Below are 22,674 nucleotides of genomic sequence, written 5' to 3'. Positions count from 1 at the left end.
ATAAATAGGTAAAAAATGTCAGGACATTACGAAGCTCCGATAAGGGAACCTTTAATTATTGGTCATAAGACTTATCACGATATTACAGAAGATATCGCAAGACCTATCGAAGAACGTGCAGGTAAACTATGGTGGGTGTCTTTGTACGCTGCCTTAGTGCTGTTCGTTTACGGATTTGGTTGTATTGCTTACACCATCGGAACCGGTATCGGCGCATGGGGACTTAACAGAACAATCAACTGGGGTTGGGATATCACCAACTTCGTATGGTGGGTAGGTATCGGCCACGCCGGAACATTGATCTCTGCCGTACTATTATTATTTAGACAAAGATGGAGAATGTCGGTCAACCGTTCTGCAGAGGCGATGACCATCTTCGCTGTTTGTCAGGCAGCTATATTCCCGGTGATTCACATGGGTAGAGTTTGGGTTGGATACTGGGTTTTCCCTTTGCCAAACCAGTTTGGTTCTCTTTGGGTGAACTTTAACTCACCACTGCTCTGGGACGTTTTTGCAATCTCAACCTATTTCTCGGTATCAGTAGTATTCTGGTTTATGGGATTGATTCCTGACTTTGCAATGATTAGAGACCGTGCAAAAACACCATTCAACAAAAAGATTTATACAATCCTAGCTTTTGGTTGGGGAGGTAAGGCAAAACACTGGCAAAGGTTTGAAGAGCTATCTTTGGTTTTGGCAGGTTTGGCAACACCACTTGTATTCTCGGTACACACCACAGTATCCTTTGACTTTGCCACGTCGGTAATCAAAGGTTGGCACTCCACTATCTATCCGCCATATTTTGTGGCAGGGGCGATTTTCTCTGGTTTTGCCATGGTACAGACTTTATTGCTTATCGCTAGAAAAGTTTGTCACTTAGAAGATTATATCACCATGTACCATATCGAGATTATGAATATCGTAATCGTCGTAACAGGTGGTATGGTAACTGTAGCTTACGCAACAGAATATTTCATCGGTTGGTATTCCGGGTCAAGGTTTGAAGATTTTACTTACCTTTCTCCAGGTGCTGCTGTTGGACCATATTGGTGGGCATTTTGGGCCTTGATTATCTGTAACCTTGTGGTGCCTGCTGCATTCTGGTTTAAGAAAGTAAGAACCAATATCTTCTGGACATTCATCATTGCATTGATTATCAACATCGGTATGTGGTTTGAACGTTTTGATATTATTGTTATCAACTTATCAAGAGATTACCTTCCATCATCATGGACGATGTTTAAACCAACGATTATAGACGTAGGTGTATATCTTGGAACAATAGGATTCTTCTCTGTATTATTCCTGTTGTATGCCAGAACATTCCCTGTCATTGCACAGGCCGAATTGAAGAGTATTTTGAAAATTTCCGGTGAAACTTATAAAGCAAAAGAAGGAGATGAGCACCACTAAGATTATATATGGCCTTTATGGCGACGACGATGATTTGATGCACGGCGTAAAAGCCTTTACAGATAAAGGAATATCTATAAACGAAGTTTATACGCCATTCCCTGTTCACGGATTAGATAAAGCACTTGGATTAAAGAAAACCAGAATTTCTGATGCCGCTTTTATTTATGCACTCTATGGTGTATGTATAGGCGTAACAGTTACGTGGTATATTATGAATCATGACTGGCCTCAGAATATTGGTGGTAAACCTTCGTTTGACTGGGCGCACAACATGCCTGCATTTGTAGATCCGATGTTTGAATTGATGGTATTCTGCTCTGCCCACTTGATGTCATTAACGTTTCTTTTCAGAAATAAAATGTATCCTGGAGCAAAACCTCAGAATCCTGATCCAAGAACTACGGATGATAAATTTATGATCGAGTTTATCTCAGATGATATTGATACAATCAAACAGGTTTTGATTGATACAGGTGTTGAAGAAATAACCGTAAAAGATGCTTAAAATGAAGAATAATATTTTAAAAATTACAGCAATCTTTGGTTTGACTAGTGTTTTACTAAATTCTTGTGGACCTAAAGACAATCCGCCATTGGTATACTTTCCTGATATGTACTTTCCGGTAGCTTATGATCCTTTAATGAAAGCTAAAGACGCTTATTCTGATCATGAGAACGAGATCCCTGCCTTTGTAGCACATAATGGTGCAACAGGTCTTTCTCCGGTGGAAGGTACGGTTCCTCAGAACAAGGATGGTATCGTAAGCGAAGAAACTTTGCCAAAAAAAGTTGATGAATACAATGCTGGCTACGATGCTTCGAAAACCGTTACTGTTTCCCCTTTGAATCCTAAAAATCTTGAAAAAGATTTGGCTAGAGGTAAAGTTCTTTTTGACCATACCTGTGCGGCATGTCATGGTACGGGCGGTGACGGGCAAGGGCCAATCGTGCAGAGCGGGGCTTATGCAGGGGTACCAAACTATGCAGACAGAGATATCACCATTGGATCTATCCATTATGTCTTAACTAATGGTAGAAATGCGATGGGATCTTATGCTGGACAACTGAATGTTGGTGACAGATGGAGAGTGGCATTGTATGTTTATAACACATTCAAAGCACCTACGCTTGCCAAGGCAGATGCTGCCGCAGCAACTCCGGCTGCTGCTACCGATGAAAAAACCAATGCTAATAAAAAATAAAGAAAAAAATGTATAGTTTTTCCCCTAAATTAAGATTATATTCAATTATACTCATTGTTGTAGGCGTTGTTTTATTCGGTATTGGTTATGCACTTAACCATGGTTTGGATGATGCTACAATCACACATTGGATGGAGTCTGCTCATTCAAAAGGGCACCATGCTCCTTCTCACTCCAGTGAGTTGGTAGGTCCGCAGGATCAAAATGCCCATCTTGAGCATGCTGAACTTCAGGTTCATAATCAGCCTTTGGCAGCCATCCACACATTTGCTGTATTTTTCTTCGGAATCAGCTGCTGTGCATTGTTCTTTTACAGTATTCAGCATGCTGCTCACGCGGGATGGTCTATTATCGTGACTAGAGTGATGGAGGCTATTGCTTCTTTTATCCCATACGGTGGTGCATTATTGGTGATTATTATGATCCTAAATATTACCCATCAGGGACATCTTTTCCACTGGATGGATCCTAATCTGACAGATCCGAATTCACCAGAATTCGATGTGATTTTATTTGAGAAGAAAAGATTCCTTAATATCCCGTTTTATGCGATCAGAACAATCATCTATGTTGTAGGTGCATCTTTCTTCGCATGGAAACTGAAAAGCCTTTCCAAAAAGGTGGATGAAAACAAAGGTAACAGAAAAATCTATGCAAGTTTGTATAGCTGGAATGTGGGTTACATCGCGTTCTTTGGATTTGCTTCCGCAGCTTGGGCTTGGGATTGGTTGATGTCAATAGATCCTCACTGGTATTCTACTTTGTACATTTGGTATTCTATGGTTAGCTGCCTTTCAACTTCCATAGCTATCATGATCATCATTAGTGTTTATCTTAAAAAGAAAGGGGTTTATCCTCAGTTTAACAATAATCACCTGCATGATTTGGGTAAATTCTTATTTGCGACAAGTATGCTATGGTCTTACCTTTGGTTCTGTCAGTTCATGCTATATTGGTATGCAGACGTACCGGAAGAGGTTAACTATTTCCTTGGCCGTTTTGAGTATTACGGACCAACATTCTTACCAATGCTGATTGTTAACTTCCTTGCACCATTATTGGTTTTGGTAAGCAGCAGCATCAAGAGAAATTACAAAGTGGTTACTTTTATGGCTTGCATCGTAATTTTTGGTCACGCTGTAGATTACTTCAATATGGTAATGCCTGGAACGGTAGGACCTTACTGGAACAACCTTCCAATGGCCCTATTGGTAATTGGATCATTTGTTTTCGTTGTGGGAATATTTGTATTCACCGTAATGACAGCATTGGCAAAACTTAAATTAATGCCAACAGGTAATCCTTACTACCATGAATCAGAGATTTATGAGTATCCGTTCTAATGACATTTAGAATTAATCATATAAACCCAACAGCAATGTTGGGTTTTTTTATTATTTTTAATCAAAGATTGAAATCATGATTCATAAGATACCTATAGAAAATGTTCTTTTTCTGGATATAGAAACGGTTCCTCAGATTGATCAATGGCAGAATCTTGACACAACCAGCCAGTATCTCTGGGATAAGAAGACCTGGTTACAGAGGAAAGAGGAAATCGAAGCGTCTGATTTCTATGAGCAGCGAGCTGGAATAATGGCCGAATTTGGCAAGATTATCTGCATTTCTGTGGGAATGATAGACAACAACTCTGGGAGGCTGAAAATAGCAACTTTTTCAGGTGAGGAGAAAGATCTTTTATTGGATTTCTGCGAGGTTTTTAACAGCCCAAGGATGGCCAATGTTATTTTATGCGCCCATAACGGGAAAGAGTTCGATTTTCCTTACATCGCAAGACGGCTTTTGATTAATGGCATCCAGCCGCCGCTGCCTTTCCAGATGTTTGGGAAAAAACCTTGGGAGATTCCGCATATCGATACCATGGAACTTTGGAAATTTGGTGATTGGAAAAGCTATGTTTCCTTGGAATTATTAGCCCATATTTTCGGAATCCCTACCCCAAAGGACGATATAGACGGCAGTATGGTGGCTGAGATATTTTATAAGGAAGGCGATATAGACAGAATCATTCATTATTGTGAAAAAGATGTCTTAACTTTGGCTAATGTTTTTCGCCGGATGCGGCAAGAAGATTTATTAAAAAGATTAGACTAAAATGAAATATACAGACGATCAAATTGCTGATATTGGGGAAGAGATAATTAAAGAGCTGAAAACGGTTTTTGACCCCGAGATTCCCGTTGATATTTATGAATTGGGCTTGGTGTACGATGTTCAGATTTCAGAGGAAGGAGAAGTTTTGGTTATTATGACATTAACCTCTCCCAACTGCCCAGTGGCAGAAACGTTGCCAATGGAAGTTGAAGAAAAAGTAAAAGGGGTAGAAGGTGTAAAATCTGCCAAGATAGAATTGACTTTTGAGCCAACATGGACACGCGAAATGATGAGCGAAGAAGCCAAGTTTGAGCTTGGTATGTTATAAAAAAAGGAGATTGTTTGGCAATCTCCTTTGTACTTTTATGCGATTCCTTCTTCCTCGCCTTTCAGTTTCTCGGCGTTTTCAGCCATAATTACGGCATCCATCATTTCTTGGATATCGCCATTCATATAAGCATCAAGATTGTAGATAGACTTATTGATCCTGTGATCTGTCACACGCCCTTGCGGATAATTATACGTTTTAATTTTTGCAGAACGGTCACCCGTAGAAACCATTGTTTTTCTTTGTGCCGCTATATCACCTACCACTTCCTGCAGTTTGATATCATACAATTTAGCCCTCAGCATTTCCATAGCCAGTTCTCTGTTAGCCAGCTGAGACCGCGCCTGCTGACAAACCACGACCAATCCCGATGGTTTGTGCGTTAGCTGAACCTTGGTTTCCACCTTGTTAACGTTTTGCCCACCGGCACCGCCCGAACGGGAAGTTTGCATCTCGATATCGGCAGGATTGATTTCCACATCAACTTCTTCTGCTTCCGGCAAAACGGCTATGGTAATAGCCGAAGTATGAACCCTCCCTTGAGATTCGGTTTCAGGGACACGTTGCACCCGGTGAACACCAGACTCAAATTTCATAATGCCGTAAACGCTTTCGCCTTCCACTTTCATGATGAGTTCTTTGTAACCTTTGGATGCTTCGCTGGCATCGGTAATTTCGTGTTTCCAGCCTTTTGTTTTAAAATACATCGAGTACATCCTGTACATATCCTCCACAAAAATAGCCGCTTCATCGCCACCAGTACCAGAACGCATTTCCAGGATGATGTTCTTGTCATCAGCAGGATCTTTGGGAATCAAAAGGTATTTCAGTTCTTCTTCAAAAGCGGGCAATTTATCCTGAGCTTCGTACTTTTCTTGTTTTGCCATTTCCACAAATTCTTTGTCAGAACCGTCCGCAATGATTTCGTCAGATTCGGCAATAGTATCCAATGCGCCCTTGTATTCATCAAAAACTCTGACGATTTTTCCAAGGTCACTGTATTCTTTGTTAAGAGTGGAATATCTTTTTTGGTCTGTAATCACTTCAGGTTGGATGATGAGATCAGCTACCTCATTATATCGTTGTTTTATCGCTTCCAGTTTCGGAATTAATGACTTAGACATGCTTTAATTTTAGTTGGCAAAGATACGGAAATAAGAATCAAGAAAAAAGAGAAGAGTTTGGTCTACAAAATCCTCATAAAACGAAAAATCCATTCTCAGAAAGAATGGATTTCATATATATTGTTTCGCTTTGAGTGCAATCTCTTACGAAAAGATAACTGCCAGATTAATGATGGCCGTGGTTTGCCGGTTTTTCGCCAGCAGGTCTTTGGTACAACACTTCTACACCTTCCTGCTCATACAGTTTTTTGTATCTTACTTGTTCTGGGTCAAAGTTTTTGTTAATTTTCCCAAAATATTCTGCAACACCTTCTGTTAACCAAAGAGGAACGATGAATGTGGCAAACATAAAAATACACCAGAACCCACAAAGGAACATTGTGAAAAAGTAAACAGTCCAAAGGAATTGGTAAAACGGCCAGAATGCTGATAACATCATAATGATCTATATTTTGAGCAAAAATAACGGATTTTATTTTATCAGGCAAAATTTAATGATTGATTTTTTTCATTTTGCTAAATTTTCAGTTTTTTAGTAAATTCGTAAGGTAATTTCATTCGGAAATTGGGATAAAAAGCTAGAGATTTATATCTCAGTTTCGAATAGGGAAATTGCTCAACAAAAGTAATTAATCAATAAAAAAGTATATAATGGATTTCAGAATCGAAAAAGACACAATGGGCGAAGTAAAAGTGCCTGCAGATAAATTTTGGGGCGCACAGACAGAACGTTCCCGAAACAACTTTAAAATTGGTCCAGAAGGTAGTATGCCTCACGAGATTATCAACGCCTTTGCTTTTCTTAAAAAGGCAGCAGCATATACCAATGCAGAATTGGGCGTACTTTCTCCTGAAAAGAGAGATATGATTGCCAAGGTTTGTGATGAAATATTAGCAGGAGAGCTGTATGCGCAATTTCCGCTTGTTATTTGGCAGACCGGTTCGGGTACACAGTCGAACATGAATGTGAACGAAGTAATTGCCAACAAATCCCATGTGAATAACGGCGGTAAACTAGGCGAAAAGACAGATGTGCATCCTAATGATGATGTTAACAAGTCGCAATCTTCTAATGATACTTATCCAACGGCTATGCACATTGCGGCATACACGAAAGTGGTTACTGAAACTTTGCCGGCATTGGAAAAATTAAGAAATACGCTGGATGCTAAATCCAAAAGTTTCCAAACTGTGGTGAAGATCGGAAGGACTCACCTGATGGATGCTACTCCGTTGACTTTGGGACAGGAATTTTCCGGATATGTAGCGCAGTTAGATTATGCAAAAAAAGCGATTGAAAATACACTCGAGCACCTAAAACAGTTGGCTCTAGGAGGAACGGCAGTTGGGACAGGCCTTAATACACCAAAAGGTTACGACGTTCTCGTGGCGAAATATATTGCCGATTTTACAGGATTACCATTTGTAACAGCGCCTAATAAGTTTGAGGCTTTGGCAGCACATGATGGTATTGTAGAAACACATGGCGCACTAAAACAGTTGGCGGTTTCCTTGTATAAAATAGCCCAGGACATCAGATTGCTAGCATCAGGACCAAGGTCGGGGATTGGCGAAATCCATATTCCTGAAAACGAACCAGGTTCTTCTATTATGCCGGGCAAAGTAAACCCAACACAGAATGAAGCTTTAACTATGGTTTGCGCGCAGGTTTTGGGTAACGATACCACGATTTCTTTTGCCGGAACGCAGGGGAATTATGAGCTGAATGTTTTTAAACCGGTAATGGCTTTCAACTTTTTGCAGTCTGCGCAATTGTTAGCAGATGCGATGCTTTCTTTCAATGAGCATTGTGCTGTAGGCATCGAACCTAATTTGCCAAGAATTAAAGAATTGGTTGATAAATCATTGATGCTTGTAACCGCTCTTAACACGCATATTGGTTATGAAAATGCCGCCAAAATTGCCAAAACGGCTCACAAGAACGGCACCACGCTGAAAGAAGAAGCTGTTAACCTAGGTCTTCTTACTGCCGAACAGTTTGACGAATGGGTAAAACCTGAAGATATGGTTGGAAGTCTAAAATAAGATTTTCTCTGATTTAAATTAATAAAGACCGCTTCTTGAAGGCGGTCTTTTTTTTTGATGATCTCATTGTAACAGTTCAGTAAAGGTTTTCACCCATTCGGTTGTATTTTTTTTGAATTGTTTTGGCGTCAGTCTAATTTTGGGGTATTAAAACAATTAAAACATATGAAAACTTCAATCTTTATCAGCATCTTTTTAATTTTAGTATCGGTTTTTTCAAAAGCGCAAATGGATGACAAATTCTATCAGCCTAAAAAAGAAATGAAACCTCTGGACTTTAAAAATATCGAACATGTAAGCCTTCCTGTAAACCATGATACTATCACCGCTGTTATTTTAAAACCGGAAGCAAAATCAATCAAAAAAACAATTCTGTTTTTTCATGGTGCAGGAGGGAATATTTCAACGTACCAGTTTATGACAAAACCATTGGTAGATGCCGGTTTTCAAGTGGTAATGGTAGATATGAGAGGTTACGGAAAATCAAGCGGGACGCCTACACATCTTAATGTGGCGGAAGATGGGCAGAAATTTTTTGATAATATGTTAAGCAGAAAAGACATCAGCAATACTAAAATTTACCTTTATGGTGCGTCATTAGGATCACAAGTTGCAACGCATCTGGCGAAAGATAACCAATCGAAAATTTCTGGTTTGATCTTAGATGGTGGCATGTCTTCTTTCACGGATATTGCCATCAAATTTAAACCAGAAATGAAGGAAATTATTGAGCGTTATGTCACATCACCTTATTCCGCAAAAGAAGATATTATGGCTTTAACAGGGCTTCCAAAACTATTCATTTACAGCAAAGGTGATTCTACGGTCCCTTTTGAACAAGGCCAATTAATTTACAATAATGCGCCGGAACCCAAACAGTTTTTAGAATTTTCCGGCGAGCATTTGCAGGGGATGGTTACTTCTGATAAAGGTAGGATTGTAAAAGCAATTGAAAACTTATAATTTAGAAAGGAAGGTCTTGTGATCTTCCTTTTTTAACTGATCAGACTTTTATATTTTCCACGATTGTCATAGATGATCCATAAGTTGATAAGGGCAAGGATGCTTACGATGGTCATTCCTTCTGTCGTAGGTAATTTGGTGAAATTATGGATTACAATACCAACTAAAACTGGTAGGATAACAATGGCCCCCAAAGCTCTGGTTTTTGGGAATATGAATAATAATCCACCAATGATTTCCACCGCACCAACCAAAGGCATTAGCCATGAGATTTCGGAAAAGGCGGCAAATAATTTTTTCTGCTCTTCGGTAAGTGCAGGCATTGGCATATAGTGTAGAAACTTGTCCAATCCCGCATTGATAAACATAATCCCGAATAAAAGACACAAAATAAATTTAAAGTATTTCATAATTATAAAATTTGTGATGATTATTCGAAATTAGTTAAAATTTTGATTTAAAAATTAAATACGGTTCAACTTTTAATAAAAAATCCGTTTCTCTACAATTAAAGAAACGGATTCTGGTAAAATTGATTTGGAATCTATTTTAATGCAATATCAACCACCTCGCTCATATTGGTAACGTAGTTGACTTTTAGGTTTTTTAGGTAATCTTTTTTGATTTCTTCCACATCTTTTCGGTTGGCTTCGCAAAGGATCACTTCTTTAATTCCGGCTCTTGTTGCGGCCAAGAGTTTTTCCTTAATTCCGCCTACAGGAAGCACTTTTCCACGAAGGGTGATCTCTCCTGTCATAGCCAAATGTGGTTTTACTTTTTTGTTTTTATAACTGGACACCATCGAGGTCAGCATCGCAATCCCGGCAGAAGGGCCGTCTTTGGGCGTAGCTCCTTCCGGTACGTGGACGTGGATATTTTTTTTCTCGATATCCTCTTCAGAAATGCCCAAGTCTTCATAATGAGCTTTGATGTATTCTAAGGCTATCGTAGCAGATTCTTTCATCACAGTCCCAAGGTTTCCCGTCATTGTAAGGCCGCCTTTTCCTTTGGACAGGATACTTTCTATAAAAAGAATATCACCGCCAACACTGGTCCACGCCAATCCGGTTACCACACCTGGGACATCGGTAATCTCAGACAGCGTTTTCGGTCTTGGGACACCAAGGATTTCGTCTACTTTTTCAAAAGAAATTTTGGGATCATAATCCTTTTCCATCGCAATTTGAAGCGCAACCCAGCGCGCTATGGCAGCAATTCTTTTCTCAAGCGTTCTTACGCCACTTTCCGAAGTGTGCGCATCTATTATATGTTTCAGTTCAGGATTTCCGAGTTTTAAGGCTTTCGCATCAAGGCCGTTTTCCTGAAGTTGTTTTTTGATCAGATGCCGTTTGGCAATCTCAATTTTTTCTTCCAGTGTATATCCGGCTATGCTGATAATTTCCATCCTGTCCAGCAATGGCCTTTGGATGGTAGAAAGTGAATTGGCTGTTGCAATGAACATCACTTTGGACAGATCATATCCCAGCTCTAAGAAATTATCATAGAAATTATTGTTCTGTTCCGGGTCTAGGACTTCCAGCAGGGCAGAACTCGGGTCGCCGTGCGCACCTTGACCTATTTTATCAATCTCGTCCAGGACAATCACAGGATTAGACGTTCCAGATTTTTTGATGGACTGCAGAATCCTTCCTGCCATTGCGCCAATGTAGGTTTTCCGGTGTCCGCGGATTTCGCTTTCGTCGTGCAGGCCGCCAAGGGAAACCCTGAGGTATTTTCTGCCCAAAGAATCCGCAATGGACTTACCAAGCGATGTTTTACCAACTCCCGGAGGACCAACCAAACAAAGGATGGGCGACTTCATATCGTTCTTCAGTTTCAGAACCGCCATGTGCTCTAGGATTCTTTTCTTGATGTCTTCTAAACCAAAATGCTCTTTCTCCAAAAGTCTTTCTGCCTTTTTGAGGTCAAAATGATCCTTAGAAAATTTTTCCCAAGGCAAATCTGTGAAGAAATCCAAGTAATTTCTCTGGACGTTATAATCCGGAGAGTTCGGATGCTGGCGTTGCAGCCGTTGTAATTCTTTTTGGAAATGATTTTCTACATCATCGCTCCACTTAATTTTTTCCGCTTTTTTCTTAAACTCATCCACATCGGATTCTGCACCGCCACCTAATTCTTCCTGGATGGTTTTAATCTGCTGATTCAGAAAATATTCACGCTGTTGTTTGTCTAGGTCTTTGCTTGTTTTCTGATGAATCTGATTTTTCAGTTCCAGATGGCGGTAATCATCATGCATCATTTGGTACAAAGCTTTGGCGCGTCCCAGCAAAGTTTTCTCATCCAGTAAAAGCTGTTTTTTATCGGCAGAAAAATTCCCGTTGGCTGAAACAAAGTTGAGCATATCCTCCTCGCCGTCGATGTTTTTAATGGCAAACTGTGCGGCATTTGGGATATTGGGATCTATGTTGATGATTTTCTCAGCAAGATCCCGTATATTATCGATTAATGCGGAAAACTCTTCTTTATCTTTGGGCTGAGAATCTTTTTGTTTGGTGATTTCCGCCAAGAAATAAGGTTCCGAAGTCAGCATTTTTTTGATCTTGAACCTTTGCACACCCCGTGTGATGGCCGTGATGTTGCCTTCGGGTAGGCGGATGATTTTCAAAATCTTGGCCAATGTGCCAATGGCATAGAGATCTTTTTCTGTCGGGTTTTCCTCGTTGGGGTTTTTCTGGCTGATAATCCCAATGAATCTGTTTTCCTTCTGCGCTTCTTCCAATAGTTTTTTGGATTTCTCGCGGCCAGCTGTAATGGGGATGATCACTTTTGGGAACATCACCATATTTCTTACCGGCAGGATAGGGAATTCTGTTTGCAATTCGTCGGTTTCCTTGTTGTCGAAGTCTGATAAGTTGATTTCCTGGCTCAGGATACCAATCCCTTCATCAATAATCTCGTCAAAATTTATATTTTCAAATTCTGTCATAGTGTAGCAGATGACATAATGTCATTAATCAAAATTAATACAGATAGTTATCTCCTGCCGAATTGCAGAAAATACTATTGTTACAAATGGGTTTATAATTTCGCAAGCGCTGTGCCATCGATAAAAGACTAGCAATTTGGCAGATAATAGAAAACCCTTCCATTGTTTTAATTGATGAAAGGGTTTTGAGCTTTTATTTGGAATCAATCTATACCAACATTCTCTGTGCTTTTTTTACGCCTTCTGCTAAAATATCAACTTCTTCCAACGTGTTGTAAACTGCAAAACTCGCGCGAACAGTTCCTGCAATATTGAAGAAATCCATAATTGGTTGGGTACAGTGATGGCCGGTTCTCACCGCAATTCCCATTTTGTCGAGAATCATACCGGTGTCCGAGGCAATTCCCACACCATCTAGGTTAAAAGAAATAACGCCTGTTCTGTGCGCTTTCTCACCATAGATTTTGATGCCGTCTAGTTCCAGAAGTTTTTTCTGGGCATAATTCAAAAGCTCATTTTCGTGGATTTGCAGGTTATCGTGCCCGATTTGATTGATAAAATCTACGGCAGCACCCAATGCGATATTGCCGCCAACATTTGGCGTTCCAGCCTCGAATTTAAATGGCAAACCGGCGTAAGTAGTACCATCAAAACTACATTTGTCAATCATCTCGCCGCCACCGTGGAAAGGGTGAAGGTTTTCTAAAACCGATTCTTTACCGTAAAGAATGCCGGTTCCCATGGGTGCATACATTTTGTGACCTGAGAAAACAAAAAAATCACAGTCCAGCTTTTGGACATCGATTTTGAAATGCGGAGCTGATTGTGCGCCGTCAATCAAGATGTAAGCATTAGAAAGTTTTCTGGTTTTTTCAATAATCTGTTCGATAGGATTAACGATGCCCAAGGCGTTAGAAACCTGATTAACCGCCACAACTTTAGTTTTTTCTCCCAACCAGGAATCCAAAACATCGATTTGAAGAATCCCATTTTCGTCCATAGGAATAACGCGTAGCTTGGCGCCAGTTCTTTCACAAAGCATTTGCCACGGAACGATGTTGGAATGGTGTTCTAAATATGAAATGATAATTTCATCATCTTTTTTGATTTGATTCGTCAAGGCATAAGCCACGAGGTTGATTCCTTCGGTTGTTCCTTTTGTAAAAATAACTTCGTAATCGTGTTTGGCATTGATGAATCTCTGGATCTTTTGACGGGAAAGTTCCATTTCTTCGGTGGCCAGTTGGCTCAGCGTATGGATCCCACGATGCACATTGGCATTGATGGTTTCGTAATAATTTTCCCAGGATTTGATCACAGACAATGGTTTTTGCGACGTAGCTGCATTGTCCAGATAAACCAAAGGTTTTCCGTTGACTTCTTGATTTAAAATGGGGAATTGCGATCTGATATGATGGATGTCGAGCATTTTTTATAATGATTTTTATTTTTGCTAAACCTCACAGGTTTTTAAAACCTGTGAGGTTTACTGTATATATTGAATTATAAACGTACAATATTGCAGCCCGACTTGAGCGGAAATCCTTTTTTGCTTTTTCTTCGAGTTCTTTTTAAAGTGAAAACTTCGTGCAAAAAAGATTGGGAGCGGAAGGCGGAATAGCTGCCCAAATAATTAAATATGTATCAATAATTATTTAGAATGGGTCAAAGTTACGTCAAAAATTATTAAAAATATCGATGTTAAATATTTATAAAAAAATGAGGATTTTTGCCGGATGGAATAATAATTGAGTATTTTTGAACCATTCATTTATTATTAACCAATAAATAGTAAAACTATGGCATTCGAATTACCAAAACTAGGTTATGCATACGATGCGTTGGAACCAACGATTGATGCAAAAACAATGGAAATCCACTATACAAAACACCATCAGGCGTATGTGGACAATCTTAACAAAGCAATTGAAGGGACAGATCTTGAAGGAAAATCTCTTGAAGACATACAAAAAACAGGAACAGATAAACCAGCGGTGAGAAACAACGGTGGCGGGCATTATAACCACTCGCTTTTCTGGGAACTTTTGACTCCTGGCGGAAGCAAAGAGCCAGTGGGTAACGTAAAAGCTGAAATAGAGAAAATTGGAGGTTTTGAAAAATTTAAAGAGGATTTTTCTAATGCTGCCAAAACAAGATTTGGTTCTGGTTGGGCTTGGTTGGTGAAAAATGCAGATGGATCTGTTATAGTATCATCTACACCAAACCAGGATAATCCATTGATGCCGGTTGCAGATGTTCAGGGAACTCCAATCTTAGGCATTGACGTTTGGGAACACGCATATTACCTTAAATACCAAAACAAAAGACCTGATTATGTTGCAGCATTTTTTGATGTGATTAATTGGGACAAAGTAGAAGAATTCTATAACAAATAGATTGATCTACTGCAAAAGATTATAAAAGCCATCAGGATTTCTTGGTGGCTTTTTATATTTTAGTTGCTGGCTTCCTGAGGAGTGGTTGATTCTGTTTTTTCCGGTTTGACTTCTTTTTTCTCCTCTTTGGCTTTTTGGGCTTCTTTCTGAGCCTTCTCTTTGTCGAGCTTTTCTTGCTCTACCTTCGCAATGGCTGCAAGGCTGTCTTTTTCCCTCTTGATGGCTACTGCGTTGATTTTCGACATCACGCTTGCTGATGTTGCACCAGGCCCAAAAGAATCTATGGCAATGGTGTCAAATGTCACAGAAGGCGCAGCATCCAACATGTCAGAATTGTTCTGAATCTTTTCTTTTTGAGTGCAGGAGAGTGCCGTTGCCACAAGGATTGTCGTACAGAATTTAGATTTCATAGGGCAAAAATCGTAAAATTATTTGATATTAAATGTGGCTATTATGGGAAAATGATCTGAAATACTGACACTTCTGTCCACTTTATAACTAATTGGGTCAATGGATGGCGAAGCAAAAACGTGATCAATTTTTAAAGGGAATTTAAAGTCATGAAAACTGGTTCCGCTTCCTTTTCCAGTCTTTAGAAAGACATCCTGAAGACCTTCTGAAACTTTGTAATATTCATAAGAATTGGGAACCGAATTGAAATCGCCGGCAACAATTACAGGATAGGGCGACGCATCTATAAAATCCTTGATCTGGTTAATTTCTGTCTCATGTTTTTTAAACGTTGGGATCAGCATGTGGAGGATTTTCCTGGCTTTCTCCTCGTTCCTGTTCATATCGCCTGTAGGCCTTACCATTTTCTTTTCTAGGAAGAAAGGCTCCATATAAATATTGACAAACCGGATGGTTTTCCCATTGATCTTGATATCGGCAAAAATGGATAAGCCATTGTTAACATCGGTTTTTATAAGGCCCGTTTCTGAGATGGGAAATTTAGAAAATATTTTGATATAGGCGTAGTTTTCCCCGGCGTAATTGAAGCCTTCAGGTTTTTTGTTATTGTCAAATTCCTGAAAAAAGACAACATCAGGATTTTCTTTGTGGATGTAGCTGTAGATCTCATCGTTCCCCATTTTCCCAAATTTTCCATTGAGCGAAATCAATTTAAGATTCGGTTTTTCTTTTTTTTCTGAAGTATAATTAACCCATCGCCTTGTTGGGGTAATGAAACATAAGGACAGCAAAAGGAAAATTACAGAACGTTTTCTCCAAGTTATTATCCAGAAAATCAGCAAGATTAAATCAGCAATAATCAATATCGGAAACGCCAATGAAAGCAAGTTCAGAAACCCAAAAACCCGCGGCGGAATGTAAGCATTCAGAATTGTTCCAAACAATAAGGCGATAACCAGCAAATGCAGTGCTGTTAAAAGAAAACGTATAATGGCCATTTATTGGATTCGGTCTCGGTTTTTCTTCCAGCTCAAGATATATAGGAAACCAACCAATGCGCCTCCCAAGTGTGCGAAATGCGCAATATTGTCGCCATCGCTTTGCCTGAATCCTAAAAACAAAGAAACTACAATAATAACCGGCGTCAGATATTTGGCTTTGATAGGAAATGGGATAAATAGGAACATTAGCTTGGCATCAGGGAAAAGTGTTGAAAATGCAGCAATTACACCAAAAATTGCACCTGATGCGCCAACCATTGGAGTGGTTAACATGCCAAACAATTTTTTGGCTTGGTCAATTACTTCCGGGTTATTGGAATTGATAGGCCGCTCTCCGCTGTAAGAAAAATCAGCATATTTATATATTTCATGAATGTCAAAACCCTGTGAAGTCAGGAAGTTGGTGATCTGGCTGACTTCGTAATAATTCCAAAGATTGTAAAGGGCAAAACCTCCCAATCCCGATGCAAAATAAAGGATCAGGAATTTCTTTTCGCCCAAAACCTGCTCCAGCACTGGGCCAAAACTCCACAATGTCATCATGTTAAATGCGATGTGAAGAATGCTGCCATGCATAAACATATGCGTAACCACCTGCCAGGAATGGAAATTGGGAGATAACGGAAAATAGCCTGCAAGAAGGCCAGTAGCGTTGATATTATAATTTTCCAACAGGAATGTCGCAATGAATACAACGACATTGATGATGATAATATTTTTGGTGACAGGTGTGAGTTGCGAAAACATAGTTTAAAATTTATTTTTAAAATCATCAAATGGAACTTCCAGCCAGCATTTTTTGCCGTTAACAGTGTATTGCGGAAACCCTAGATCGATAAAGTCTTTTACCAGCTGTTCTACTTCGGTTTTGTAGATGAAATCAAATTTGGATTTGGTTTTTAGCTTAACCCATTGGTATTCAAAATATTTGTAGAAATCTTCTTCGGTTCGGTATTCCAAAATTTCAAAGATTTTTTCCAGAAATTTGATAACCTGAGATTCTTTCAAAGCTTCGGGTACGGCTTCTATTCTCAGCACGTTTTCCTGAGCCAGCGTCATTTCAAAACCAAAGTCCGGTAGGTATTTTTTGATGGACTTGTATTTGTTTTTTTCGATTTCGTTCAGATGGTATTCCAAAGAAAATAGGAGGCTTTGTCCTGCTTTTTTAGTCGGCAGGTTCTCCTGATGAGAAGACATCAGCACGCGGTGCATCCTTCCCAGATCCAACATATAAGTTTGCCCGTCTTTGTTAAGCAGCCAATAGCCGTTAGGTAGCCGGAAAAGATCTTCGTCAAGATCATCATCTTCAAAAAGGTTGATCTTAGACGGCGCAGCATCTGCCGTTGCCTGATAAAGCTCTGCCAGATTGATTTTTTCCTCACTGGAAATCTTTACTGTCAAAAAGGGATTAAAGTCCCTGTCCACATTAATGGCAGAAGGCGTGGGTGCGCCACCGTTAGCTCTGCTGGGTGTTGGCGCAAAAAAAGCTTCCATCTTTGGATCTCTTTCAAAATCAAGGCTTGGTGCAATATTGTAAATCCCCAAAGAGCGCTTGATGGTAGACCGCATCAATGCAAAAATCAACGCTTCATCTTCAAATTTTACTTCGGTTTTCTGAGGATGGATATTCACATCGATTTTCTCCGGATCCAATTCCAGGTAAAGAAAGAATGTCGGAACATAACCGGGTTGCAAAAGGCCTTCAAAAGCTTCCTGAACCGCCTTGCTCAGATATGGACTTTTAAAATACCGCCCGTTGACAAAGAAAAACTGTTCGCCTCGTACTTTTTTGGCACCTTCGGGTTTTGCTACATAGCCTTGCAGGTTGACCCAGCCAAGATCTTCCTTAATTGGGATCAAAAGGGGCTGCAGCTTTCTCCCAAAAACATCCACAATACGTTGCATTTGGCCAGCTTTCCTCAGCCGGAAAACGGGTTCGTCATTATGAAATAATTCAAATTCGATATGATCGTGGGCGAGTGCTACTCTTTGGAATTCATCAATGATGTGACGAAATTCTACATTGTCGTTTTTAAGGAATTTCCGCCTCGCCGGAACATTGTAAAACAAATTCTTGACAGAAAAATTAGAACCTTCAACAGTTTGTACAGGCTCCTGAAACTGGAACTGTCCGCCTTCTATATAGATATTAGTGCCTACAGGCGCGTCCTTTTGTTTGGTTTTTAACTCCACCTGAGCCACTGCCGCAATAGAGGCCAAAGCTTCACCACGGAAACCTTTGGTTGCAATCTTGAAAATATCCTCAGTAGAACGTATTTTGGAAGTCGCGTGGCGCTCAAAAGCCAGTCTGGCATCGGTTTTGGACATCCCGATTCCGTTGTCAACTACCTGAATCAGATTTTTACCCGCATCGCGTACAATCAGCTGGATTTTGTCCGCTTTTGCATCCACGGCATTCTCCAGCAACTCTTTAACAATAGAAGCCGGTCTCTGCACCACTTCTCCTGCAGCAATCTGATTAGCAACGTGATCCGGTAAAAGCTGAATTATATCTGACATTTTTACAATTGAACTTTCAAAAATAAGGATAAGAATCGAGTGGTAAAAGTTAAATAATTATAAAGAACTTGGGAAATTTATGATATTTTTGAATTTCAGTATATTAAATACTAAACACTAAGGCACAAGGAATTTGGTATTCGATCATTCTGTTTTAAGGCACAAAGATTTAACATTGTTAAATTTAAAATCTTCGATTTTCTTGTGTCTTAAAACATTATCAAGTAAATAAAAATTGTGTCTTTGTGTTTAACTTGAATTTAAAACATCATCGATGAAAAGAGACCTCTACATAGATTTTGCCAAGGGTGCGGCAACTATTTCCATCATATTTATACACACGGCATTCTGGAGTGGCCAGTTTTACCTGCCTACCGAGGTTCGGGTTTTTTCGCTCGTTTTTGATGTGGCTTTGTTTTATGCTTTGAGTGGCATTACGTCCGGGAATAATCTTGAGAAAACGCTTTACCGCCTGCTGAAGCTGCAGATTACGTATATGATTTTCGTGACGTTCTTATTCTTTTTGGATTATTTTTTCAAGGTTTTTGGGCTGGCATTTTTCTCTGTGGATTGGTTGAAGGACTTTTATTCCACTTTTGGCAGCAAGTATGTGCCTTCCAGCATTTCGGCAGAGCCGCAATGGCAGATTTTGGGAAATTGGTACCTGCACGAGTATTCTAACTGTGATACTTTTCCTGTGGTAATGGGCAGTTTCTGGTATCTGAAAGTCTATTATATACTGACGGTTTTTGGTGTTTTGATACTCCGGTTTTTTCCAAAACATATTAATTGGTTTATTGGAATTTGTATTGGCTTGACACTGATTTTTAATATATTTCCTCAATTTTATCCAAGCGGGCAAGTTGGTTATGTCGCGTTTTATATGGTGGTTTTTCTTGTGGGGCATAAGATGCGGGGCAAGACAATCCCAACCAAATGGATTCCGGTTTCATACGCATTGGTTGCTGTGGCTTTGGTGTGGCTGTTTTGGTACTTTGGAGGCGAGATATTTTATAAGCTCAACAAACAGAAGTTCCCGCCTAAGATGCCTTACATCATCTGGACTTTATTTTCATTAGTCACGTTATTCGTTTTCTATAATCGTTTGAAAATTGAAAAACCGAACTTCTTGACCAATGTAGGGCAAAATGCCATTTTCTTTTATTTTGCGCAGGGTATGAGTTCGTCTTTGGTTTATTTTCTCGTTGTTCCGTTGAAGGATTCTCTACCCTGGTATTTATTGGTTTTGATTATTTATCCAATCAATATTTTATTGGCTGTCATTATTGCAAAAGGCCTCCAAAAAGTGGATGATTGGGGTTGGAAAATTTTGCAGTATTTGAGGGAAAAAACATCATCGGTAAATTGATTTAATTCTTAATTTTACAAAAAATATAAAATGTTCCGTCTCAAACTTCCTACAGATCCGCGTTGGGCCAATATTGCAGAAGATAATCTGGAAGAGATTCTTACAGACCACGCCTGGTGCGAGCAAAAAGCAGCAACTAACGCCATTGGGCTTATCACCATGGTACCCGAATACCCGGAAATGGTTATCGAATTGCTGGCGATTGCCCAAGAAGAGCTTGATCATTTTGACCAGGTGCATCAGATTATTAGAAAAAGAGGTGGTGTTTTGGGAAGGACAAGGAAGGATGACTATGTTAATGACTTGGTAAAATTCATTGTGAAAGGTGGTGACAGGCGAGATCTTTTGGTGGACAAAATGCTTTTTGCCGCGATGATAGAAGCCCGAAGTTGCGAGAGGTTCAAAGTTTTGACCGAAAATATCAAAGATGCGGAACTTAAAAAATTCTATAATGACCTGATGATCTCCGAAGCCAATCATTACACAACTTTTATAGGATTTGCAAGGCAAATCGGTGATCCGGACAAAGTGAATCAACGTTGGGAAGAATGGCTGGAATATGAGGCCAAAATCATCCAGTCTTACGGTAACAAAGAAACCATCCACGGCTAGATGAACAGAAATTTTAACGATTATCTGCGTCTTTTTCTAAGGTCCTTTTTGCAAGGCGTCATTATCATTGGCCCGTTTGCGCTTACAGTTTGGATCATCTGGTATATTGTGTCCAGTATCGATAACCTAGTGCCATCTGTGTCCGGGAGGTTCCCGGGAGTGATTTTTTTGATTGTTATTTTCGGGACATCATTTATTGGTTTTTTTGGTAACAAATTTATTATCGGGCGCCTTATTGTAGATGGGGTAGATTATGTGCTGGAGCATATTCCCGGGATCAAATTTATCTATTCTTCCCTTAAGGATGTGATGGGTTCTTTTGTAGGGGATAAAAAGAAATTCAATGTGCCTGTTTGGGTTAAAACCAATGAAAACCCCGAGATCTGGAGGATTGGGTTTTTGACACAGTCGGATATGTCGGCGGTCAATCTCGATCAGATGGTAGCCGTTTACCTGCCTCATTCTTACGCCGTTTCTGGCTGGGTGATTATCACCAAATTCAATAACATAAAAGAAGTGGACGGGATGAGTTCTGCCGAAGCCATGAAGTTTGCTGTGAGCGGCGGCGTTGCCGGATTCCATTCAGATGAAAGTGTTTTCAAAGCACCGGAATAGTTTCATGATGATAATTGATAACTGATAATCGATTGCTTACGGTGATCCTTTGTCATAAGAAATAGAGATCGTATTGAATTTTTTAATGGGATTGATTTTTCTATCAATTATCAATATAAAAGATCATTCATCATTTATTAATTATCATTTATATTTACTATGAAACTTCCTTACGCAGAACCATTTAGAATCAAAATGGTTGAAGAAATATACCAATCTACCAAAGAAGAACGCGAAGAATGGCTGAAAAAAGCCAATTATAACCTATTTAGTCTCAGAAGTTCCCATGTTTTCATCGATTTGCTGACAGACAGCGGAACAGGAGCCATGAGCGACAAACAATGGGGCGCACTGATGATTGGTGACGAGAGTTACGCTGGTTCCAGATCTTTTGAGGTGTTGCAACAAACGGTGGAAAAAATCACTGGATTTCCTTATTTATTACCAACACATCAGGGTCGTGCTGCAGAAAATGTGCTGTTTTCCGTCATGGTAAAAGAAGGGGATTTGGTTCCGGGAAATTCACATTTCGATACTACAAAAGGGCATATCGAATTCAGAAAAGCACACGCTGTTGACTGTACGATTGATGAAGCTTTCGACATTAATAATCTTCATCCGTTCAAAGGAAATCTTGATTTGGAGAAACTGGAAGCTGTTTATAGATCCCATCTAAAAGAACAAATCCCATTTTGTCTAATCACAGTTACTTGTAACTCTTCCGGCGGGCAACCTGTGTCTTTGGAAAATATCAAAGCCGTCAAAGCGTTGTCTGATCAATATGGGATTCCAGTTTTGTTTGATTCGGCACGGTTTGCAGAAAATGCTTATTTCATCAAGAAAAGGGAAGAAGGGCAACAACATAAAACAATCAAAGAAATCTGCCGGGAAATGTTTTCTTACGGAGACGGGATGACCATGAGCTCCAAAAAAGACGGATTGGTAAATATTGGTGGTTTTATAGCACTGAAGGATAAAGCCATTTTTGAAAAAGCGTCAAACTTTACAATCATTTATGAAGGTTTTATCACTTATGGCGGTATGGCCGGCAGGGATATGTCTGCTCTAGCCGCTGGGCTTGACGAGGCTACCGAATTCCCTTATCTCGAAAGCCGCATTTTGCAGGTAGAGTACCTGGGTAATCAACTAATGGCTGCCGGAATACCGGTTCAAAAACCAATTGGCGGACACGCGGTTTTTATTGATGCGCTTAACTTTTTACCGAATATCAAAAGAGAAGAATTTCCCGCTCAAACTTTGGCAATCGAGCTTTACAAAGAAGCCGGAATCCGCGGGGTAGAAATTGGAACTTTGCTGGCAGACCGGGATCCGGAAACGAGAGAAAACCGCTATCCCAAACTGGAGCTGGTAAGGCTTGCCATCCCGCGGCGAACATATACCAATAATCATATGGATTATGTAGCGGCCGCTGTAATCAATGTTTTTGAAAGACGAAATGATATTACCAAAGGCTATAAAATCAAACATGAGCCGGAAATACTGAGGCATTTTACAGTGCAGTTAGATAAAGCATAAAAAAGGATTTTGATCCTGTCAGTTTCTGCAAACTAAGTATTGGTCGTAATTAATTTTTTTATAAATGCACCTA

General features: G+C 39.8%; 22 protein-coding genes. 13 read left to right on the top strand and 9 right to left on the bottom strand.

From position 1 onward, the window contains the following. The first annotated feature begins 15 nt into the window (after positions 1-15). The 6 genes from nrfD to AC00Y6_RS02530 all read left to right on the top strand — a co-directional run bounded on the left by nrfD (position 16) and on the right by AC00Y6_RS02530 (position 5,061). Positions 16-1,413 carry an NrfD/PsrC family molybdoenzyme membrane anchor subunit gene (gene nrfD / locus AC00Y6_RS02555; protein ID WP_474489047.1) on the top strand — a complete coding sequence of 466 codons (1,398 nt, stop codon included), beginning with the start codon at positions 16-18 and terminating at the stop codon, positions 1,411-1,413. Next, positions 1,400-1,921 carry a DUF3341 domain-containing protein gene (locus tag AC00Y6_RS02550; RefSeq protein ID WP_474489046.1) on the top strand — a complete coding sequence of 174 codons (522 nt, stop codon included), beginning with the start codon at positions 1,400-1,402 and terminating at the stop codon, positions 1,919-1,921. The genes nrfD and AC00Y6_RS02550 overlap by 14 nt, the downstream gene beginning before the upstream one ends. Then, positions 1,914-2,618 (top strand): c-type cytochrome, encoded by a 705-nt coding sequence (locus AC00Y6_RS02545; RefSeq protein ID WP_474489045.1) that lies wholly within the window; start codon positions 1,914-1,916, stop codon positions 2,616-2,618. The genes AC00Y6_RS02550 and AC00Y6_RS02545 overlap by 8 nt, the downstream gene beginning before the upstream one ends. A gap of 8 nt (positions 2,619-2,626) precedes the next feature. Then, positions 2,627-3,961 carry a quinol:cytochrome C oxidoreductase gene (locus AC00Y6_RS02540; protein ID WP_474489044.1) on the top strand — a complete coding sequence of 445 codons (1,335 nt, stop codon included), beginning with the start codon at positions 2,627-2,629 and terminating at the stop codon, positions 3,959-3,961. A gap of 76 nt (positions 3,962-4,037) precedes the next feature. Continuing rightward, positions 4,038-4,733, top strand: a complete 696-nt coding sequence (locus tag AC00Y6_RS02535; RefSeq protein ID WP_474489043.1) for a 3'-5' exonuclease — start codon at positions 4,038-4,040, stop codon at positions 4,731-4,733. Position 4,734: 1 nt separating this feature from the next. Continuing rightward, a complete protein-coding gene (locus AC00Y6_RS02530) occupies positions 4,735-5,061 on the top strand; it encodes an SUF system Fe-S cluster assembly protein (RefSeq protein ID WP_474489042.1) in 327 nt (108 codons plus the stop codon). 35 nt (positions 5,062-5,096) lie between these two features. On the opposite strand, the gene prfA is transcribed toward AC00Y6_RS02530, so the two are convergent. Then, complete coding sequence (prfA, locus tag AC00Y6_RS02525) at positions 5,097-6,185, bottom strand: peptide chain release factor 1 (RefSeq protein ID WP_474489041.1); 1,089 nt, start codon at positions 6,183-6,185, stop codon at positions 5,097-5,099. A gap of 166 nt (positions 6,186-6,351) precedes the next feature. Further along, on the bottom strand, positions 6,352-6,624 hold the full coding sequence (locus tag AC00Y6_RS02520) for a hypothetical protein (RefSeq protein WP_474489040.1): 273 nt from the start codon (positions 6,622-6,624) through the stop codon (positions 6,352-6,354). Positions 6,625-6,836: 212 nt separating this feature from the next. On the opposite strand from AC00Y6_RS02520, the gene fumC reads away from it, so the two are divergent. Together fumC and AC00Y6_RS02510 are read left to right on the top strand one after the other, a co-directional pair. Next, entirely contained in the window at positions 6,837-8,231 is a 1,395-nt protein-coding gene (gene fumC, locus AC00Y6_RS02515) for a class II fumarate hydratase (RefSeq protein ID WP_474489039.1), read from the top strand. Positions 8,232-8,396: 165 nt separating this feature from the next. Further along, positions 8,397-9,194, top strand: a complete 798-nt coding sequence (locus AC00Y6_RS02510; RefSeq protein ID WP_474489038.1) for an alpha/beta hydrolase — start codon at positions 8,397-8,399, stop codon at positions 9,192-9,194. A 32-nt stretch (positions 9,195-9,226) separates the two neighbouring features. Here the strand turns inward: AC00Y6_RS02510 and AC00Y6_RS02505 are convergent, their stop codons facing one another. The 3 genes from AC00Y6_RS02505 to AC00Y6_RS02495 form a co-directional block, all read right to left on the bottom strand. Further along, positions 9,227-9,604, bottom strand: coding sequence for a MauE/DoxX family redox-associated membrane protein (locus AC00Y6_RS02505; protein ID WP_474489037.1), 378 nt, complete (start codon positions 9,602-9,604; stop codon positions 9,227-9,229). Between the two features lie 134 nt (positions 9,605-9,738). Further along, positions 9,739-12,141, bottom strand: coding sequence for an endopeptidase La (lon, locus tag AC00Y6_RS02500; RefSeq protein ID WP_474489036.1), 2,403 nt, complete (start codon positions 12,139-12,141; stop codon positions 9,739-9,741). Positions 12,142-12,349: 208 nt separating this feature from the next. Then, the gene (locus AC00Y6_RS02495; protein WP_474489035.1) at positions 12,350-13,570 is read right to left on the bottom strand and encodes an aminotransferase class V-fold PLP-dependent enzyme; all 1,221 of its coding nucleotides are present in this window, start codon (positions 13,568-13,570) and stop codon (positions 12,350-12,352) included. A 370-nt stretch (positions 13,571-13,940) separates the two neighbouring features. Between AC00Y6_RS02495 and AC00Y6_RS02490 the strand changes: the two genes are divergently transcribed. Continuing rightward, complete coding sequence (locus AC00Y6_RS02490; protein ID WP_474489034.1) at positions 13,941-14,537, top strand: superoxide dismutase; 597 nt, start codon at positions 13,941-13,943, stop codon at positions 14,535-14,537. Between the two features lie 59 nt (positions 14,538-14,596). Here AC00Y6_RS02490 and AC00Y6_RS02485 read toward each other — a convergent pair whose 3' ends face one another. The 4 genes from AC00Y6_RS02485 to mutL are packed head-to-tail and all read right to left on the bottom strand — an operon-like array spanning position 14,597 to position 18,469. Further along, positions 14,597-14,947 carry a hypothetical protein gene (locus tag AC00Y6_RS02485; protein ID WP_474489033.1) on the bottom strand — a complete coding sequence of 117 codons (351 nt, stop codon included), beginning with the start codon at positions 14,945-14,947 and terminating at the stop codon, positions 14,597-14,599. 18 nt (positions 14,948-14,965) lie between these two features. Next, complete coding sequence (locus AC00Y6_RS02480) at positions 14,966-15,946, bottom strand: endonuclease/exonuclease/phosphatase family protein (protein WP_474489032.1); 981 nt, start codon at positions 15,944-15,946, stop codon at positions 14,966-14,968. Beyond that, the gene (locus AC00Y6_RS02475; protein WP_474489031.1) at positions 15,947-16,696 is read right to left on the bottom strand and encodes a rhomboid family intramembrane serine protease; all 750 of its coding nucleotides are present in this window, start codon (positions 16,694-16,696) and stop codon (positions 15,947-15,949) included. A 3-nt stretch (positions 16,697-16,699) separates the two neighbouring features. Further along, positions 16,700-18,469, bottom strand: coding sequence for a DNA mismatch repair endonuclease MutL (gene mutL / locus AC00Y6_RS02470; RefSeq protein ID WP_474489030.1), 1,770 nt, complete (start codon positions 18,467-18,469; stop codon positions 16,700-16,702). A 274-nt stretch (positions 18,470-18,743) separates the two neighbouring features. Here mutL and AC00Y6_RS02465 point away from each other — a divergent pair, with 274 nt between their 5' ends. The 4 genes from AC00Y6_RS02465 to AC00Y6_RS02450 all read left to right on the top strand — a co-directional run bounded on the left by AC00Y6_RS02465 (position 18,744) and on the right by AC00Y6_RS02450 (position 22,601). Next, positions 18,744-19,838: an acyltransferase family protein gene (locus AC00Y6_RS02465; RefSeq protein ID WP_474489029.1), complete on the top strand. Its 1,095-nt coding sequence runs from the start codon at positions 18,744-18,746 to the stop codon at positions 19,836-19,838. 30 nt (positions 19,839-19,868) lie between these two features. Beyond that, the gene (locus tag AC00Y6_RS02460) at positions 19,869-20,450 is read left to right on the top strand and encodes a MiaE family protein (protein WP_474489028.1); all 582 of its coding nucleotides are present in this window, start codon (positions 19,869-19,871) and stop codon (positions 20,448-20,450) included. Beyond that, the gene (locus AC00Y6_RS02455) at positions 20,451-21,065 is read left to right on the top strand and encodes a DUF502 domain-containing protein (protein WP_474489027.1); all 615 of its coding nucleotides are present in this window, start codon (positions 20,451-20,453) and stop codon (positions 21,063-21,065) included. A 159-nt stretch (positions 21,066-21,224) separates the two neighbouring features. Further along, positions 21,225-22,601 carry a tryptophanase gene (locus AC00Y6_RS02450; RefSeq protein ID WP_474489026.1) on the top strand — a complete coding sequence of 459 codons (1,377 nt, stop codon included), beginning with the start codon at positions 21,225-21,227 and terminating at the stop codon, positions 22,599-22,601. Positions 22,602-22,674 lie beyond the last annotated feature (73 nt).

It is taken from the genome of Epilithonimonas sp. (assembly GCF_056329745.1).
This window is presented reverse-complemented; position numbering and strand designations above follow the sequence as displayed.

Bases quoted from the DNA above. Each gene is read 5' to 3' on its own strand.
- nrfD (WP_474489047.1), top strand. From the start codon at position 16: ATGTCAGGACATTACGAAGCTCCGATAAGGGAACCTTTAATTATTGGT.
- AC00Y6_RS02485 (WP_474489033.1), bottom strand. From the start codon at position 14,947: ATGAAATCTAAATTCTGTACGACAATCCTTGTGGCAACGGCACTCTCC.
- AC00Y6_RS02475 (WP_474489031.1), bottom strand. From the start codon at position 16,696: ATGTTTTCGCAACTCACACCTGTCACCAAAAATATTATCATCATCAAT.
- AC00Y6_RS02540 (WP_474489044.1), top strand. From the start codon at position 2,627: ATGTATAGTTTTTCCCCTAAATTAAGATTATATTCAATTATACTCATT.
- AC00Y6_RS02530 (WP_474489042.1), top strand. From the start codon at position 4,735: ATGAAATATACAGACGATCAAATTGCTGATATTGGGGAAGAGATAATT.
- prfA (WP_474489041.1), bottom strand. From the start codon at position 6,185: ATGTCTAAGTCATTAATTCCGAAACTGGAAGCGATAAAACAACGATAT.
- AC00Y6_RS02460 (WP_474489028.1), top strand. From the start codon at position 19,869: ATGTTCCGTCTCAAACTTCCTACAGATCCGCGTTGGGCCAATATTGCA.
- AC00Y6_RS02550 (WP_474489046.1), top strand. From the start codon at position 1,400: ATGAGCACCACTAAGATTATATATGGCCTTTATGGCGACGACGATGAT.
- mutL (WP_474489030.1), bottom strand. From the start codon at position 18,469: ATGTCAGATATAATTCAGCTTTTACCGGATCACGTTGCTAATCAGATT.
- AC00Y6_RS02520 (WP_474489040.1), bottom strand. From the start codon at position 6,624: ATGATGTTATCAGCATTCTGGCCGTTTTACCAATTCCTTTGGACTGTT.
- AC00Y6_RS02545 (WP_474489045.1), top strand. From the start codon at position 1,914: ATGCTTAAAATGAAGAATAATATTTTAAAAATTACAGCAATCTTTGGT.
- AC00Y6_RS02505 (WP_474489037.1), bottom strand. From the start codon at position 9,604: ATGAAATACTTTAAATTTATTTTGTGTCTTTTATTCGGGATTATGTTT.
- AC00Y6_RS02480 (WP_474489032.1), bottom strand. From the start codon at position 15,946: ATGGCCATTATACGTTTTCTTTTAACAGCACTGCATTTGCTGGTTATC.
- lon (WP_474489036.1), bottom strand. From the start codon at position 12,141: ATGACAGAATTTGAAAATATAAATTTTGACGAGATTATTGATGAAGGG.
- AC00Y6_RS02455 (WP_474489027.1), top strand. From the start codon at position 20,451: ATGAACAGAAATTTTAACGATTATCTGCGTCTTTTTCTAAGGTCCTTT.
- AC00Y6_RS02535 (WP_474489043.1), top strand. From the start codon at position 4,038: ATGATTCATAAGATACCTATAGAAAATGTTCTTTTTCTGGATATAGAA.
- AC00Y6_RS02510 (WP_474489038.1), top strand. From the start codon at position 8,397: ATGAAAACTTCAATCTTTATCAGCATCTTTTTAATTTTAGTATCGGTT.
- fumC (WP_474489039.1), top strand. From the start codon at position 6,837: ATGGATTTCAGAATCGAAAAAGACACAATGGGCGAAGTAAAAGTGCCT.
- AC00Y6_RS02490 (WP_474489034.1), top strand. From the start codon at position 13,941: ATGGCATTCGAATTACCAAAACTAGGTTATGCATACGATGCGTTGGAA.
- AC00Y6_RS02495 (WP_474489035.1), bottom strand. From the start codon at position 13,570: ATGCTCGACATCCATCATATCAGATCGCAATTCCCCATTTTAAATCAA.
- AC00Y6_RS02450 (WP_474489026.1), top strand. From the start codon at position 21,225: ATGAAACTTCCTTACGCAGAACCATTTAGAATCAAAATGGTTGAAGAA.
- AC00Y6_RS02465 (WP_474489029.1), top strand. From the start codon at position 18,744: ATGAAAAGAGACCTCTACATAGATTTTGCCAAGGGTGCGGCAACTATT.